Annotated in this window: 13 protein-coding genes; 12 read left to right on the top strand and 1 reads right to left on the bottom strand. The window is 73.7% G+C overall.

Translation table 11 applies throughout. The features are described 5' to 3' along the window. The first annotated feature begins 65 nt into the window (after positions 1–65). From P4R38_RS11460 to P4R38_RS11500, 9 genes are all read left to right on the top strand, one after another. On the top strand, positions 66–1,370 hold the full coding sequence (locus tag P4R38_RS11460; protein WP_277192241.1) for an SWIM zinc finger family protein: 1,305 nt from the start codon (positions 66–68) through the stop codon (positions 1,368–1,370). Further along, a complete protein-coding gene (locus tag P4R38_RS11465; RefSeq protein WP_277192242.1) occupies positions 1,367–2,881 on the top strand; it encodes a DUF5691 domain-containing protein in 1,515 nt (504 codons plus the stop codon). Before P4R38_RS11460 ends, P4R38_RS11465 begins: the two co-directional genes overlap by 4 nt. Continuing rightward, a complete protein-coding gene (locus tag P4R38_RS11470) occupies positions 2,878–3,996 on the top strand; it encodes an ATP-binding protein (RefSeq protein ID WP_277192243.1) in 1,119 nt (372 codons plus the stop codon). The genes P4R38_RS11465 and P4R38_RS11470 overlap by 4 nt, the downstream gene beginning before the upstream one ends. Positions 3,997–4,006: 10 nt before the next feature. Continuing rightward, positions 4,007–6,376, top strand: a complete 2,370-nt coding sequence (locus tag P4R38_RS11475) for a DUF5682 family protein (RefSeq protein ID WP_277192244.1) — start codon at positions 4,007–4,009, stop codon at positions 6,374–6,376. Next, on the top strand, positions 6,360–7,541 hold the full coding sequence (locus tag P4R38_RS11480; RefSeq protein WP_277192245.1) for a VWA domain-containing protein: 1,182 nt from the start codon (positions 6,360–6,362) through the stop codon (positions 7,539–7,541). The genes P4R38_RS11475 and P4R38_RS11480 overlap by 17 nt, the downstream gene beginning before the upstream one ends. 144 nt (positions 7,542–7,685) lie before the next feature. Further along, a complete protein-coding gene (locus P4R38_RS11485; RefSeq protein ID WP_277192246.1) occupies positions 7,686–8,000 on the top strand; it encodes a DUF3040 domain-containing protein in 315 nt (104 codons plus the stop codon). Next, positions 7,997–8,242, top strand: a complete 246-nt coding sequence (locus P4R38_RS11490) for a hypothetical protein (protein WP_277192247.1) — start codon at positions 7,997–7,999, stop codon at positions 8,240–8,242. The genes P4R38_RS11485 and P4R38_RS11490 overlap by 4 nt, the downstream gene beginning before the upstream one ends. A gap of 4 nt (positions 8,243–8,246) precedes the next feature. Next, complete coding sequence (locus P4R38_RS11495; protein ID WP_277192248.1) at positions 8,247–8,774, top strand: hemerythrin domain-containing protein; 528 nt, start codon at positions 8,247–8,249, stop codon at positions 8,772–8,774. 44 nt (positions 8,775–8,818) lie between these two features. Then, positions 8,819–9,871, top strand: a complete 1,053-nt coding sequence (locus P4R38_RS11500) for an NAD-dependent epimerase/dehydratase family protein (protein WP_277192249.1) — start codon at positions 8,819–8,821, stop codon at positions 9,869–9,871. Between the two features lies 1 nt (position 9,872). On the opposite strand, the gene P4R38_RS11505 is transcribed toward P4R38_RS11500, so the two are convergent. Further along, entirely contained in the window at positions 9,873–10,073 is a 201-nt protein-coding gene (locus P4R38_RS11505) for a hypothetical protein (protein ID WP_275238205.1), read from the bottom strand. A 137-nt stretch (positions 10,074–10,210) separates the two neighbouring features. Between P4R38_RS11505 and P4R38_RS11510 the strand changes: the two genes are divergently transcribed. The 3 genes from P4R38_RS11510 to P4R38_RS11520 all read left to right on the top strand — a co-directional run bounded on the left by P4R38_RS11510 (position 10,211) and on the right by P4R38_RS11520 (position 14,847). Next, complete coding sequence (locus P4R38_RS11510; RefSeq protein WP_275238204.1) at positions 10,211–10,930, top strand: beta-phosphoglucomutase family hydrolase; 720 nt, start codon at positions 10,211–10,213, stop codon at positions 10,928–10,930. Continuing rightward, entirely contained in the window at positions 10,927–13,350 is a 2,424-nt protein-coding gene (locus P4R38_RS11515; protein WP_277192250.1) for a glycoside hydrolase family 65 protein, read from the top strand. The genes P4R38_RS11510 and P4R38_RS11515 overlap by 4 nt, the downstream gene beginning before the upstream one ends. A 114-nt stretch (positions 13,351–13,464) precedes the next feature. Further along, positions 13,465–14,847: an NAD-dependent succinate-semialdehyde dehydrogenase gene (locus P4R38_RS11520; protein WP_277192251.1), complete on the top strand. Its 1,383-nt coding sequence runs from the start codon at positions 13,465–13,467 to the stop codon at positions 14,845–14,847. Positions 14,848–14,949: the final 102 nt, after the last annotated feature.

A 14,949-nucleotide genomic window follows, 5' to 3' on the forward strand; every position in this document is an offset into this window, starting at 1 on the left:
GTCTCCCGCGGACCGTGCCGACCGCGCGGCCGGCCGTGGGTGCGGGGTGGTTGGATGGCCGCGCCATGACGCGCTGGACCCTGAAGCAGGTGAACGACGCAGCTCCGGACGCGTCGGCGCTCGCCGCTGCCCGCACGCTCGCCCGGCCCGGCCCGTGGCGCGAGACCGGGTGCAACGACGTGCTGGTCTGGGGGCAGTGCCAGGGCAGCGGCAAGACGCCCTACCAGGTCAGCATCGACGTCGTCGCTCCCGCGTACCGATGCTCGTGCCCGAGCCGGAAGTTCCCCTGCAAGCACGCGCTCGCGCTCCTGCTGCTGTGGTCCGAGGGCGTGCTGGACGAGTCCGGGCAGGTCGCGCCGCACGCCGCCGAGTGGGCCGCGGGTCGCGCGGACCGTGCGGAGGTGCGCTCGCGACGTACGGCCGAGCCCGCGAAGGCGCCCGACCGGGAGGCGCAGGCGCGGCGGCTGGAGGACCGGCTCGCCCGGATGGACGCGGGCGTGGCCGACCTGCGTCTCTGGCTGCGCGACCTGGTCCGCGGTGGTCTCGCCGCCGCCCGCACCCAGCCGGCGGCGGGATGGGAGCAGGCCGCCGCCCGCCTCGTCGACGCCCAGCTGCCCGGCCTCGCCGAGCGCGTCCGGGACGCCGGTTCGCAGATGTACGCGCGCGACGACTGGGCGGAGCACCTGCTCGCCGAGGTCGGCCGGTGGTGGCTGATCACCACCGCCTGGCAGCAGCGGGAGACCCTGGACGAGGCCGAGCGGGCGGACGTCCGGGTCGCGGTCGGCTGGGCGCAGTCCAGCGGCGACGTCCTCGACGCCGACAGCCGCCCCGGGCCGTGGACGGTGCTCGGCGCCCACCGCAGCGACGACGGGCGACTGCAGCAGCAGCGCACCTGGCTGCGGCACGACGACGGCGAGATCGTCACCGTCCTGGACTTCGCCGGCTACGGGCAGGCGCTGGCCGTCGGTCAGCTGACCGGCAGCCGGCTGGACGTAGCCGTCGCCCGCTACCCCGGCCGAGCGCCTCGCCGCGCGGTGTTCGTCGAGCCTCCCGCGGGCTCGGAGGCGGTGACCGGGCTCGCCGGCGGGACGACGCTCGCCGGTGCCAGGACGCAAGCGGCGAGCGCGCTGGCGACGTCCCCCTGGCGCGACCGGCACCCGGCCGTGCTGCACGACGTGACGTTCACCGACCGGGACGGCGGCTGGGAGGTGGCCGACACCACGGGCTCGCTGCCGCTGACCCCGGACACCGACGTCTGGTCGGCGCTGGCCGCGAGTGGTGGTCACCCGGTCGATGTGTTCGGGGAGGTGGAGGGCGGACGGTTCCGACCGCTGTCGGTCTGGCTCGACGACGAGGTGGTGGCGCTGTGACCGACCTGGACGCATGGCTCGCCGACCTGCGCGCCACGGCTCTCATCGGCTCGGGTCGTCGCGATCCCGGTGACCCTCCGGCCGTCGTCGGGGTCGCCCGTCCCGGCGTGGACGCCTCGCGCGAGGAACGCCTGCTCGACGGCGCGGCGCTGGCCGACGTGCTGGGACGGGCGGGGGCCCGGCTGCCGGCGGCCGCACCCCTCATCGACCCGGCAGCCGCTGAGACACGCGCCGTGGTGAGCCCCGCGGCGGCCCGCCTCCTGCTGCTCCTGCTCACCCAGCCGCCGGTGTCCAAGGTTGCGCGGGACGACCTGCTGGTCCAGTGGCTCGGCCACGCCGACGCGGCCGAGCAGCGCGTACCGCCCCTCCTGCTGCCTCCGCTGCTGACGCACGCCGTCGAGCACCGCGAGGTGGCCGTGGCCCTCGGCGGGACGCCGGGCGAGCGCGGCCGGTGGCTGGCCGGCCTCAACCCCGAGTGGTCATCCCTCGCCGTCCGGCCCGCGATCGCCGCCGCCGTACCCGACACCGCGGAGACCGGACCGGCCGACGACTGGACGGCCACCTGGCCCCAGCTGCCTACGGCGGAGGCGGTCGCGGTGTTCGAGCGGGCCAGGGACGCCCGGCCCTACGCGGCCCGCGCCCTGCTGCAGGAGCAGTGGGACTCCCTGCCTGCCCGCACCCGCGCGGAGTGCGTACGCCGGCTGACCGTCGCCGTCACCTCGGCCGACGAGCCCCTGCTGGAGCGCGCCCTGGACGACCGGTCGAAGACGGTGCGCGAGAGCGCGTACGCCGTCCTGGACCTCCTGCCCACCAGCGCCCGCGGTCAGCGGATGGCCGCCCGGCTCCGCGACCTGCTCCGCACCCACGGGGCGGTGCGGCGCTCGCTCGAGGTGGACGTCCCGGACGACCCGGACGCGGCGGGCGAGCGTGATGGCCTGGTGCGCCGGTCCGGTGACGGGGTGCAGCCGCGTACGCGCTGGCTGGAGTCGATCATCCGCGGCGCGCCGCTGTCGGTGTGGACCGACGTCACCGGCCGCTCGGCCACCGCGACGCTGCGGATGTTGAACGACCAGTCCGCCCTGAACGCCCTGTGCGCGACCGTGCTCGCCCGCGCCGACGCCGGCTGGGCGAGCGCCCTGCTGGCCAGCGGCGTCGACCGACCCGGCATCGTGGCCCTGCTGCCGGACGACGAGCGCCGTTCCGTCCTCACGGCGCGGCTCGGCGCGAAGACCGTGCCGCACGAGGTGCGCGAGCTGCTGGCCCGCGAGCCCCGGCCGTGGGACGACGGGCTGGCGCGAGCGGTCCTGCGCGCTCTGACCCGCAGCACCACGGGCGAGCCGTTCGCGTACACCGTCGGCCCGCTGCTGCCCACCGCGCTGCCGACCTCTCTCGGCAAGGAGATCGAGCAGGCCGTGAACCGGCTCCCGCCCGGCTCCCGCGCACGCCGAGCCCTGTCCGACACCCTGCAGACCCACGCGTTCCGCAACTCCCTCTCGGAGGCCTTCAGATGAGCGACACCCAGACCGGTCCGGCACCCGTGACGGACGGCACCGCCGTCCTGCGCCAGCACGCGGAGCAGGCGTACGCCGACGAGCTCGCCGCCCTGGCCGCGGTCGACGACCGGCCGCGTCCGCCGTCGTGGCGGCTGTCGCCGTGGGCGGTCGCCACGTACGTCCTGGGTGGCCGGCTGGACGACGGCACGGTGATCACGCCGAAGTACCTCGGGCGGCGGCGGCTTGTCGAGGTGGCCGTCTCCTCGCTCGCGACCGATCGAGCGCTGCTGCTCCTCGGCGTACCGGGCACCGCGAAGTCCTGGCTGGGCGAGCACCTCGCGGCGGCCATCAGCGGGCGCTCGACCCTGGTCGTACAGGGGACCGCCGGCACCCAGGAGGAGGCCCTGCGCTACGGCTGGAACTACGCCCGGTTGCTGGCCGAGGGGCCGTCCCGGGAGGCCCTGGTGCCGGGCCCGGTGATGCGGGCGATGCAGACGGGTTCGCTGGCGCGGGTCGAGGAGCTGACGCGCGTCCCGTCCGACGTGCAGGACGCGCTGATCAGCATCCTGTCGGAGAAGACGCTGCCGATCCCCGAGCTGGACGACGAGGTGCAGGCACGTCCGGGCTTCAACGTCATCGCCACCGCGAACAACCGCGACAAGGGCGTGAACGACCTGTCCTCCGCGCTGCGGCGCCGCTTCAACACCGTCGTGCTGCCCCTGCCGGACACCCTCGACCAGGAGATCGAGATCGTCCGGACGCGCGTCGCCTCGCTCGGAGCGTCCCTGCAGCTGCCCGCCGACCTGGAGTCGCTGTCGGAGATCCGCCGGGTCGTCACGGTGATGCGCGAGCTGCGCAGCGGCATGACCAGCGACCAGCGCACCACCCTGAAGTCGCCGTCCGCGACCCTGTCGACCGCCGAGGCGATCTCGGTGATGACCAACGGCCTCGCGCTGGCCGCGCACTTCGGCGACGGCGTGGTCCGCGCCGACGACGTCGCGGGCAGCCTGCTGGGGGCGGTCGTGAAGGACCCGGTCCAGGACCGGCTGGTCTGGCAGGAGTACCTCGAGACGGTCGTGCGCAACCGCAAGGACTGGAGCGACCTCTACCGCGCCTGCCGCGACCTGGGCTGATCGCGTCCCCATGCCCGTCGACATCTACGGCGTACGCCACCACGGACCCGGCTCGGCCCGGTCGGTGGCGCAGGCCCTCGACCAGCAGCCGCCGGACCTGGTGCTGATCGAGGGCAGTCCCGAGCTCGACGCGATCGTCGGCCTGCTCGGCGAGGAGGACATGGTCCCTCCCGTCGCCGCGCTCGTGTACGCGGTCGACGACCCGCGCCGCGCGACGTTCTACCCGCTCGCCCGCTTCTCCCCCGAGTGGGTCGCGGCTCGCTGGGCGCTGTCCCGCGGCGTCCCCGTGCGCTTCCTGGACCTGCCGGCCACCCACGCGTTCGCGCTGGCCGACACCGCGCGTACGGCCGTCGCCGAGCCTGCGGAACCCGTCGAGCCCGCCGAGCCCCTCGGCCCCGCGGAGCCCGTCGAGCCGACCGAGCCCGCCGCGGAAGCCGAGGCACCGGACGCCGGCACCGCACCGCCCGAGCGGGTCGACCCGATCGGCACCCTCGCGGCAGCCGCCGGGTACGACGACGCCGAGCGGTGGTGGGAGGACGCGGTGGAGCAGCGGCACGACGCGGCGGCCGACCGGTTCGACGCCATCCGGGAGGCGATGGCTGCCGTCCGTGAGACCGACACCCGTCCCGACGACGACGCCGAGGTCGTCGAGAACGCCCGGCGCGAGGCATGGATGCGCAAGGTGATCCGGGCGGCGATCAAGGAGGCACCACAGGCCCGGATCGCCGTCGTCTGCGGCGCCTGGCACGCTCCCGCGCTCGTGCCCGCCGACTTCCCGCCGGTCTCCCGCGACCGGACGCTGATCACCGGGCTGCCCCGCGCGAAGGTGGCCGCGGCGTGGACCCCGTGGACCTCGGCGCGGCTGAGCCACGCCTCCGGGTACGGCGCCGGCGTCACCGCCCCCGGCTGGTACGAGCACCTGTACGACCACCTCGGCCACCGGGAGCACGTCGAGTCCCGCGACCTGGCCACCGGCTGGCTCGTCCGGGTGGCGCGCGAGCTGCGGGAGGAGCAGCTCGACGCCTCGACCGCCTCGGTCGTCGAGGCGGTCCGGCTGGCGGAGGCGCTGGCCGGCGTCCGCGGGCGGCCGTCGGTCGGGCTCAGCGAGCTGGACGAGGCCGCCCAGGCGGTCCTGTGCGAGGGTTCGCGGCTGCCGCTCGACCTCGTCCACTCCCGCCTCGTCGTCGGCGAGACCCTCGGGTCGGTGCCTGAGTCCGCGCCGGTCGTTCCGCTGGCCGCCGACCTGGCCCGCCAGCAGCGGACCCTGCGGCTCAAGCCGTCCGCGGCGACCCAGGAGCTCGACCTCGACCTACGCCGCACCAACCAGCTGGCCCGGTCCGTCCTGCTGCACCGGCTCACGCTGCTCGGCGTGGCCTGGGGCGAGCTCGCCGAGACCGGCCGGACGACGGGGACGTTCAAGGAGAGCTGGCGGCTGACCTGGCGTCCCGAGCTGGCGGTCGACCTCGTCGAGGCCGGCGTGTGGGGCACGACGGTCGCCGCGGCCGCGGCCGGCCGGGTCGCGGAGCGGGCGAAGGCGTCCGACGACCTGACCGAGCTCGCGACCCTGGTCAGCGCCTGCCTGACCGCCGACCTGCCCGACGGGGTGAGCGCGGTGCTCGGCGCGCTCGCCGAGCGGGCGGCCGTCCAGCACGACGTCCCCGCCCTGCTGCACACCGTCGAGCCGCTGGCGCGCACCTGCCGGTACGGCGACGTCCGCGGTGTCGACACCGGCCGAGTCCGCGAGGTGCTGGCCGCGACCGCCGTCCGCGCGTGCGTGGGTCTGCCGATGGCGTGCTCGAGCCTGGACGACAAGGCCGCCCATCTGATGGGCCGGGCCGTCGACGGCGCCCAACGCGGACTGTCCCTCCTCGCCGACGACGAGCTGAGCGACGGCTGGCACTCCGCTCTGGAGACGATCGCGAGCGCCGACCACGTCGCGGGCGGCGTTGCCGGGCGGGCGACCCGGATGCTGCTGGACGCCGGCCGCCTCGACGAGGACGCGGTCGCCCGGCTGATGGGCCGGCGGCTGTCGGTCGCCGCCCCGGCGCCGCAGGCCGCCGCCTGGCTGGAGGGCTTCCTCGCCGGTGACGCGGTGCTGCTCGTGCACGACACGGGTCTGCTCGCGCTGATCGACGCCTGGGTGTCCGGTGTCGACGACGCCGTCTTCGAGGACCTCCTCCCGCTGCTGCGCCGGACGTTCGCCGACTTCAGCGGTGCCGAGCGCCGCACGATCGGCGAGCAGGTGTCCCGGCTCGCCGAGGGTGGCAGACGCGTCCAGGAGGGCCGGACCGAGCTCGATCTCGAGCAGGCGACGCCGGCGTTGCGCGCCGTCGCGCGCCTGCTCGGCTGGGAGGTGGTGGACCATGACGGAGCAGCGTGACCGGCTCACCCGGTGGCGCCTGGTGCTGGGCGGCGGGGACGCCGACGGCGTGACCGCGGGCGACGGCGCGGAGATCACCCTGAGCGCCGACGACCTCAAGCGCGACAGTGCCCTGGAGTCGCTGTACGGCGGCACCCGCCGCGGCGGGCTCGGCGGCTCCGCGCCGAAGGTCGCCCGGTGGTTGGGCGACATCCGCGGTTACTTCCCCTCCTCGGTCGTGCAGGTGATGCAGTCGGACGCTATGGACCGTCTTGGGCTCAGCCAGATGCTGCTGGAGCCGGAGACCATGCGCGCGGTACAGCCCGACGTGTCCCTCGTCAGCACGCTCATCGGCCTGGGCCGGGTGATCCCGGAGCACTCGCGCGAGACGGCACGCGCCGTCGTCCGGCAGGTCACCGACGACCTGGAGGCGAGGCTGCGGCAGCGCACGGTGCAAGCGGTGACCGGAGCCCTGGACCGGGCCGCACGCACCCGCCGGCCACGGCTGCGGGACGTCGACTGGAACCGCACGATCGCCGCGAACCTGGGCCACTACCTGCCCGAGCACCGCACGGTCGTGCCCGAGCGGCTGGTGGGGTACGCACGCCGCTCCACCGAGATCGAGCGCGAGATCGTCCTGTGCATCGACCAGTCGGGCTCGATGGCCGAGTCGATCGTCTACAGCTCGGTGTTCGGCGCGGTCCTCGCGTCGCTCTCGGCGGTCAGTACCCGGATGGTGGTGTTCGACACCGAGGTGGTCGACCTCACCGACGAGCTCGACGACCCGGTGGACGTGCTCTTCGGCGTCCAGCTCGGTGGGGGTACGGACATCAACCGCGCGCTCGCGTACTGCCAGCAGCAGATCAGCCGCCCGGACGACACGGTCCTCGTCCTCATCAGCGATCTCTACGAGGGCGGCATCGCCGAGGAGATGGTCAGCCGCGCCCGGTCCGTCGTCGCGTCCGGCGCCACGATGATCGCTCTCCTCGCGCTGAGCGACTCCGGGCAGCCGTCGTTCGACGCCGCCCACGCGGCGGCGCTCGCCGAGGTCGGCGTCCCGTCGTTCGCGTGCACCCCCGACCTGTTCCCGGACCTGATGGCCGCGGCGATCGAGCGGCGCGACATCGGCCAGTGGGCGGCGGCGAACGACATCGTCACGACCCACGACGCGCCGACCTCGGACTAGCGGACGTCGGAGCCCGCGTCGATGCCGAGACGCGCACGATTCGCCTCGCGGACGGCCGGGTAACCGACTGTCAGGTGCCGGCGCGAGCCAGGACGGGTGCTTCCCGGGTCCAGGGGGCCGGCCACCGCGGCACGAGGAGGTTGTGTGCGACGCAACGACGAGCGCGGCCCGCTGCGCCTCACCGCGCGGGAGATCGCCCTGCTCCGCGCCATCGAGCAGGACCTCGACAGCGACGTCGGCTTCGCCCGGCGCATGCGCCGTCGACGACAACCCCGGACGTCGGCGGTCCTGCTGGTGGCCCTGGTGGCCGCGCTGTGCGCCGTACCCGTGCTCATGCTGGTGCACATCGCCGTCGGGCTGGTCTGGGGAGGCGTGATCCTCGCCGTCCTCGCCTGGACGGTGTGGCACCAGGACGCCGACGACCGACGACAGCGACGACAGAAGGGAGCGGGCCGATGACGGCAGCACCGCAGGACCCGCAGGAGAACGGCACGAGCCGGGACGGCGCACCGAGCGACGTCGACCAGCAGGAGGGTGGCCCCGGGTCCCGCACCGGGGAGTCCGGCGGCGCGCGCAACGACACCGCCAGCGGCGGCATCCCGGACGACGCGAAGGACGACGACACCGCCTCGGCGAGCAGCAACGGCGACGTCGACGGCGACGACCAGGACGACGCCCGAGGCGGGCGTTCGGACCCCTGACGACGTGGCCGCGGTGACCGCCGTCGCGCTGCAGGACCTGAAGTCCGAGCTCAGCAGCCAGCATCAGCAGATCAGGGCGATGCTGCGGTCGGTGGCGACGTCGTCGGGTGCGCCGCGCGCCGAGGCGTTCGACCAGCTGCGGACGTTCCTGGCGGTGCACGAGGCGGCCGAGCAGGAGCACCTCCACCCGATCCCGCGTGCCGACGGCGGGCAGGACGTCCCGCTGATCGACGAACGGGTGAGCGAGGAGGACGACGCGGCCGCCGGGATGACCCGGCTCGAGGCCCTCGACATCGGCTCGGACGCGTTCTCGACAGCCTTCGCGCCCTGGGCGGACGCGGTGACCGCGCACACGGAAGCGGAGGAGCACCAGGAGATTCCGGCGCTGCAGGGCCTGGTCGACGAGGACGCGGTCACCGCGGCGACGGCCCAGCTGCGGCGCGTCCCGCACCTGGCCGACTCGACCAGGACCGCCGAGCCGTTCGCCGATCAGCTCAAGCGGGCGAGACGCGAGTTCCGCGAGGACGACTGACGCGCCTCGCGTTTCCGACGGGGTGCGCCGGGTAGGCCAGGCAGATGAAGGTACTCGTGCTCGGAGCCACCGGAAACGTCGGAACGTGCATGGTCCGTCGCCTGCTCGACGACCCTGGCGTGACGGAGCTGGTCGGCGCCTCACGCCGCAGACCGGCGCAGTTCCCGGCACCGGCGCTCTGGCGCGCGGTCGACGTCGCTCAGCCCCTCCCGACGGACCTGCTCGACGGTGTGGACGCGGTCGTCAACCTCGCGTGGCTGATGCAGCCCACCCGCGACCCCGACCTGACCTGGCAGGCGAACGTCCTCGGCACCGCCCGGCTGCTGGACGCGATCGCGCTCTCCCACGTGCGCGTCCTCCTCCAGGCGTCGTCGGTCGGGGCGTACTCCGCGAAGCGGGACGACACCCCGGTGTCGGAGACCTGGCCGACGCACGGCGTGCCGACGTCGGCGTACAGCCGGGAGAAGGCGTACGTCGAGCGGCTGCTGGACATCTTCGAGCGCGAGCACCACCGGACCCGCGTCGTCCGGATGCGGCCGGCGTTCACCTTCCAGGCCGGCGCGGCGACCCAGCAGCGACGGCTGTTCGCCGGACCGCTCGTGCCTGGCCGCTTCCTCGCCGAGGGACGGCTGCCGGTACTGCCCGACCCGGGCGGCGTGCAGATGCAGGCCGTGCACGCCGACGACGTGGCGCACGCCTACCAGCTCGCACTTGCCGGCGAGGACGCCGCGGGCGCGTACAACCTGTCGGCGGGGGACACGGTGGACATGCCGACCATCGCCTCGATGCTCGGCGCGCGCGTCGTGCAGGTCCCGCGCGGTCTGTCCCGCGCCGGTATCCACGCCGCGTGGGCGGCCCGGCTCACGCCGACGTCACCAGGGCTGTTCGACCTGCTCAACCAGGTCCCCCGCATGTCGACCCAGCGCGCTCACGTCGAGCTGGGTTGGCAGCCTGCCTGGTCCGGCGCCGACGCCGTCCGGGACATGCTGGCCGGCCTACGCAACGGGTCCGCGCCGGCGACGCCGCCGCTGGACCCGCGCACGAGCGGCCCGCTGCGTTCGCACGAGGTGTGGACCAACGTGCGCAACACGCCCTGACTCAGTCGGTACGGGAGTCGTCGTCCTCGTGGATGCCGTCGTCGACCCCCACTGCGTCGGCGTTCTCGTGCGGCGCGCCGTCCGCCTCCTGGCGGGCGGCGGCGCCGTCCGGGATGGCGTCGGAGCCGTCGCTGGCCGACTCCGGGTCGGTGCTGCTCGGGCGCAGCCGGCTGTTCTCCGAGATCTGTCCGTCGTCACTCATACCTCAAGGGCTACCCGGTGACCTCGCGTCCAACCCGAGGACGGGTTGCGGTGACCGCGGACGGACCCGGAACGGACGTCGCCGGACTTCCCGTCCAGGTGCGTGGCTTCGGGGCCCTTCCGTGCCACGATCGATGCGTGCTCGGACTTCCGGACGCGATCCGCGCTTGTCTGTTCGACCTCGACGGGGTGCTCACCGACACCGCCGCCGTTCATCGAGCCGCGTGGAAGGCGACGTTCGACCCCGTCCTGGAGCGCCACGGCCGGCCGCCGTTCACCGACGACGACTACACCGAGCACGTCGACGGCAAGCCCCGCCTCGACGGGGTCCGCGACTTCCTCCGTTCGAGGGGCATCACGCCGCCGGAAGGTGGCCCGGAGGACGGTGCCGACGCCGACACGATCATGGCCATCGGCGAGCGCAAGAACGCCGACGTGCTGCGCCGCATCCACGACGACGGCGTGACGGTGTTCGAGGGCTCGCGCCGCTACCTGGAGGCGGCCCGTGACGCCGGGCTGCGCCGGATCGTGGTCTCCTCCAGCGCCAACACCGCGGACGTCCTGCGCGTCACCGGCCTGGACGCGCTCGTCGAGGACCGGGTCGACGGCGTGACCCTCCAGCAGGAGGGCATCCCGGGCAAGCCCGCCCCCGACTCCTTCCTCGCGGGCGCGGCTCGCGCGGGTGTCACGGCCGAGCAGGCGGCGGTCTTCGAGGACGCGACGTCCGGCGTCGAGGCCGGCCGGCGGGGCGCGTTCGGCTACGTCGTCGGCGTGAACCGTGTCGACGACCGGCACGCCGACGCGCTCCGGGAGCACGGCGCGAGCACCGTCGTGGCCGACCTGGGCGAGCTGCTGTGAGCGAGGCGGAGCGCGTCGGCCCCACCGAGGACCTGGCGGAGGAGCAGGAGCTGGTCGGCTCCCACACCCTCGGCGACAACCACCGGATCCTGGTGGAGCCGTGGCAGGTTCGCGAGGTCGGCCTGAGCCAGGAGAGCCTGGCCGTCTCCGAGTCGTTGTTCACGCTCTCCAACGGGCACATCGGCGCGCGCGGCAACCTCGACGAGGGCGACCCCTCTGGCCTGCCCGGCACGTACCTCGCGTCCTTCTACGAGACGCGGCCGCTGCCGTACGCGGAGGCCGGGTACGGCTATCCGGAGTCCGGGCAGACCGTGGTCAACGTGACAGACGGCAAGCTGATCCGGTTGCTGGTGGACGACGAGCCGTTGGACCTGCGGTACGGCGAGATCATCTCGCACGAAAGGGTTCTCGACCTTCGGCGGGGCGTGCTCGAACGTGACCTGGTGTGGCGCTCCCCCGCCGACAAGCTGGTCCGCATCCGCAGCACCCGGCTCGTCTCGCTGACCCGCCGGTCGCTGCTGGCGATCAACTACCGGGTCGAGCCCGTCGACCGGCCGCTGCGTGTCGTGGCCCAGTCCGAGCTGGTCGCGAACGAGCACACGCCGAGCCGCTCCGACGACCCGCGGGTGACGGCCGCGATGAAGGACGTCCTGAAGCCGGTGGACCACCACGCCGACGGGCTGAGCGCGCTGCTGATCCACCGCACCCGGGCCAGCAAGCTGCAGCTGGCGGCGGCCATGGACCACCACATCTTCACGCCGAACGGCCACTCGGTGGAGGCGATCTCGCACCACCCGAACTGGGCGCGCGTGTCCGTCTCGACCAGCCTGCAGCCCGGCGAGCAGCTGCGGATGGTCAAGTTCGTGTCGTACGGCTGGTCCAGCCAGCGGTCCATGCCGGCGCTGCGCGACCAGGTCGCCGCCGCCCTGATGAGCGCACGCGACGCCCACTGGGAGGGTGTGCTGGAGGAGCAGGAGCGGGCGTACGAGGAGTTCTGGGCGGGCGCCGACGTGGAGCTGGACGGCCCGGTCGAGATCCAGCAGGCAGTGCGGTTCAACGTGTTCCACGCCTACCAGGCGGGTGCCCGTACGGAGCGTCGGGCCATCGCGGCCAAGGGCCTGACCGGCACGGGGTACGACGGGCACGCGTTCTGGGACACCGAGCAGTTCGTCCTGCCGCTGCTGACCGTCACCGCCCCGGACGCCGCGAACGACGCGCTGCGCTGGCGGCTGTCCACCCTGGAGCTGGCCAAGGAACGGGCGAGCACGCTCCGGCTGAACGGCGCGGCGTTCCCCTGGCGGACGATCCGCGGCCAGGAGTGCTCGGCGTACTGGCCGGCGGGGACGGCCGCGGTGCACGTCAACGCCGACGTCGCCGTGGCGGCGGCCCGGCACCTGTGGTGGACCCAGGACGAGGACTTCGGCCGTGAGTGCGCCCAGCCGCTGCTCGTCGAGACCGCGCGGCTGTGGATGTCGCTCGGCCACGTCGGCGCCGACGAGTGCTTCCACATCGACGGCGTCACCGGCCCGGACGAGTACACCGCTGTGTGCGACGACAACATCTACACCAACCTGATGGCCGCGCAGAACCTGCGGTCCGCCGCCTATGTGGCCAGGCGCTGGCCGGCCGCGGACGTCGACGACGCCGAGATCGAGTCCTGGCTGGACGCGGCCGGGCGGATGTCGATGCCGTACAACGAGGACAAGCAGGTGCACGAGCAGTGCCGCGGGTTCACCGACTGGCAGGAGTGGGACTTCGAGCGCTCCGCCCGCGACGAGGAGTACCCGCTGCTGCTGCACGCCCCGTACTTCGACCTGTACCGCAAGCAGGTGATCAAGCAGGCCGACCTGATGCTCGCGCTGCACTGGTGCGGGGAGGCGTTCACCGACGAGGAGAAGGCGCGCGCGTTCGCGTACTACGAGCCGATCACCGTGCGGGACTCCTCGCTCTCGGCGTGTACGCAGGCAGTGGTCGCCGCCGAGGTCGGTCACCTCGACCTGGCCGCGGAGTACCTCGCCGAGGCGGCGCTGATGGACCTGAAGGACCTGGAGCACAACGCGCGGGACGGCCTGCACATCGCATCCATGGCCGGCGGATGGCTCGCGCTGGTCGCCGGCTTCGGCGGGATGCGCTCGCTGCCCGAACGGCTGCTGTTCCGGCCGCAGCTGCCGCCCGGCTGGCACCGGCTGCGCTTCGCCGTCCGCCCGAAGCAGTGCCGGCTCACCGTCGAGATCACCGCCGGCTCGGTCCGGTACGCCTTGGCCGGCGACGAGCCGCTGGAGCTGACCCACTGCTCGGGGCGGGAGCGGGAGGACATCACCCTGCAGCCCGGCGAGCCGATCTCCCGACCGTGGACGGCGGTCGAGCCGCTGACGCCGCGACCCGCTCAGCCACCCGGTCGCGCGCCCGTCACGCTCTGAGGCCGGCTCCGTCGGGTCGACCGTCGTTCGCCGGCGCCGGTCGGCGCGCTTGATTGGGCGGCACTCGATCGGGTAGCGATGTACAGGAGACCTCTCAGCACGGAAGGACGACTCATGGCGAACTACCGGACCGAGAACCCCGCCACCGGCGAGGTCGAGAAGACCTTCGACGAGCTCGACCGCGACGGCGCGCTCGCCGCGGTCGAGAAGGCGCACACCGCGTACGAGACCTGGCGGCAGACCTCGCCGCAGGACCGCGCCCAGGTGCTGCGGCGTACGGCCGAGCTGTACGACGAGCGCGCCGACGAGCTGGCCCGGGCCATCGCGGTCGAGATGGGCAAGCCGATGCGCGAGGCCAAGGGCGAGGTGAAGCTGTCGGGGTCGATCTACGGCTGGTACGCCGAGCACGGCCCCGACCTGCTGGAGGACGAGGAGCTGGACGCGCAGGGCGCGCTGCGCAGCGTCGTCCGCAAGGAGCCGGTCGGCGTGCTGCTCGGCGTCATGCCGTGGAACTACCCGTACTACCAGGTGGCCCGGTTCGCCGCGCCGAACCTCATGCTCGGCAACACGATCCTGCTCAAGCACGCGGGCATCTGCGCGGCGTCGTCCTCGCTCATCGAGGAGGTGCTGCGCGACGCCGGCCTGCTCGAGGGCGGGTACATCAACCTGTTCGCCTCCAGCAAGCTGATCCCGGACGTCATCGCCGACCCGCGCGTGCAGGGCGTCTCGCTCACCGGCAGCGAGGCCGCGGGCGCGTCCGTCGCCGAGGCGGCCGGCAAGAACCTCACCAAGTCCGTGCTCGAGCTCGGCGGCTCCGACCCGATGGTGGTGCTCGACGCCGCGGACGTCGGCACGATGGCCAAGGTCGCGGCGCGTGCCCGGCTGTCCAACTGCGGACAGGCGTGCAACTCCCCCAAGCGGATGTTCGTCGACGACGCGATCTACGACGACTTCGTGGACGCCCTCACCCAGGAGGTCGAGAAGGCCGCCGTGGGCGACCCGACCGACGAGGCGACGCGCGTCGGGCCGATGTCGTCCAAGGACGCCCGTGACGACCTCGACGAGCAGGTGCAGGACGCGGTCGCCAAGGGCGCGACCGTGCGTACCGGCGGCAAGCCGCTCGACCGACCCGGCTCGTTCTACGCGCCGACCGTCCTCACCGACCTCACGCCGAAGATGCGCGCCTGGTCGGAGGAGCTGTTCGGCCCGGTCGCCATGGTCTACCGGGTGTCTGATGCCGACGAGGCCGTACGCCTGGCCAACGAGTCCTCCTTCGGGCTGTCCGGCTCGGTGTGGAGCGACGACCCCGAGAAGGCCGCCGAGGTCGCCGCTCGGCTCGATGTCGGCATGGCGTTCGTGAACGAGCACGGGACGACGCTGCCCGGGCTGCCGTTCGGTGGCGTGAAGCGCTCCGGGTACGGCCGCGAGCTGTCCAAGGAGGGAATGAACGAGTTCGTGAACCGCAAGCTCGTCCGCGTCGCCGCCACGAAGAAGTAGCCGCACACGGACGGATCCCCCGGTGCGCTGAGCCCCGGGGGATCCGTCGTCGTGCTCGCATCGTCGAGAGCACCCGCATCGCTCACCGACGCGGCTAGAGTC

The sequence above is a fragment of the Luteipulveratus flavus genome, from assembly GCF_029439465.1.
Lineage (GTDB): Bacteria > Actinomycetota > Actinomycetes > Actinomycetales > Dermatophilaceae > Luteipulveratus > Luteipulveratus flavus.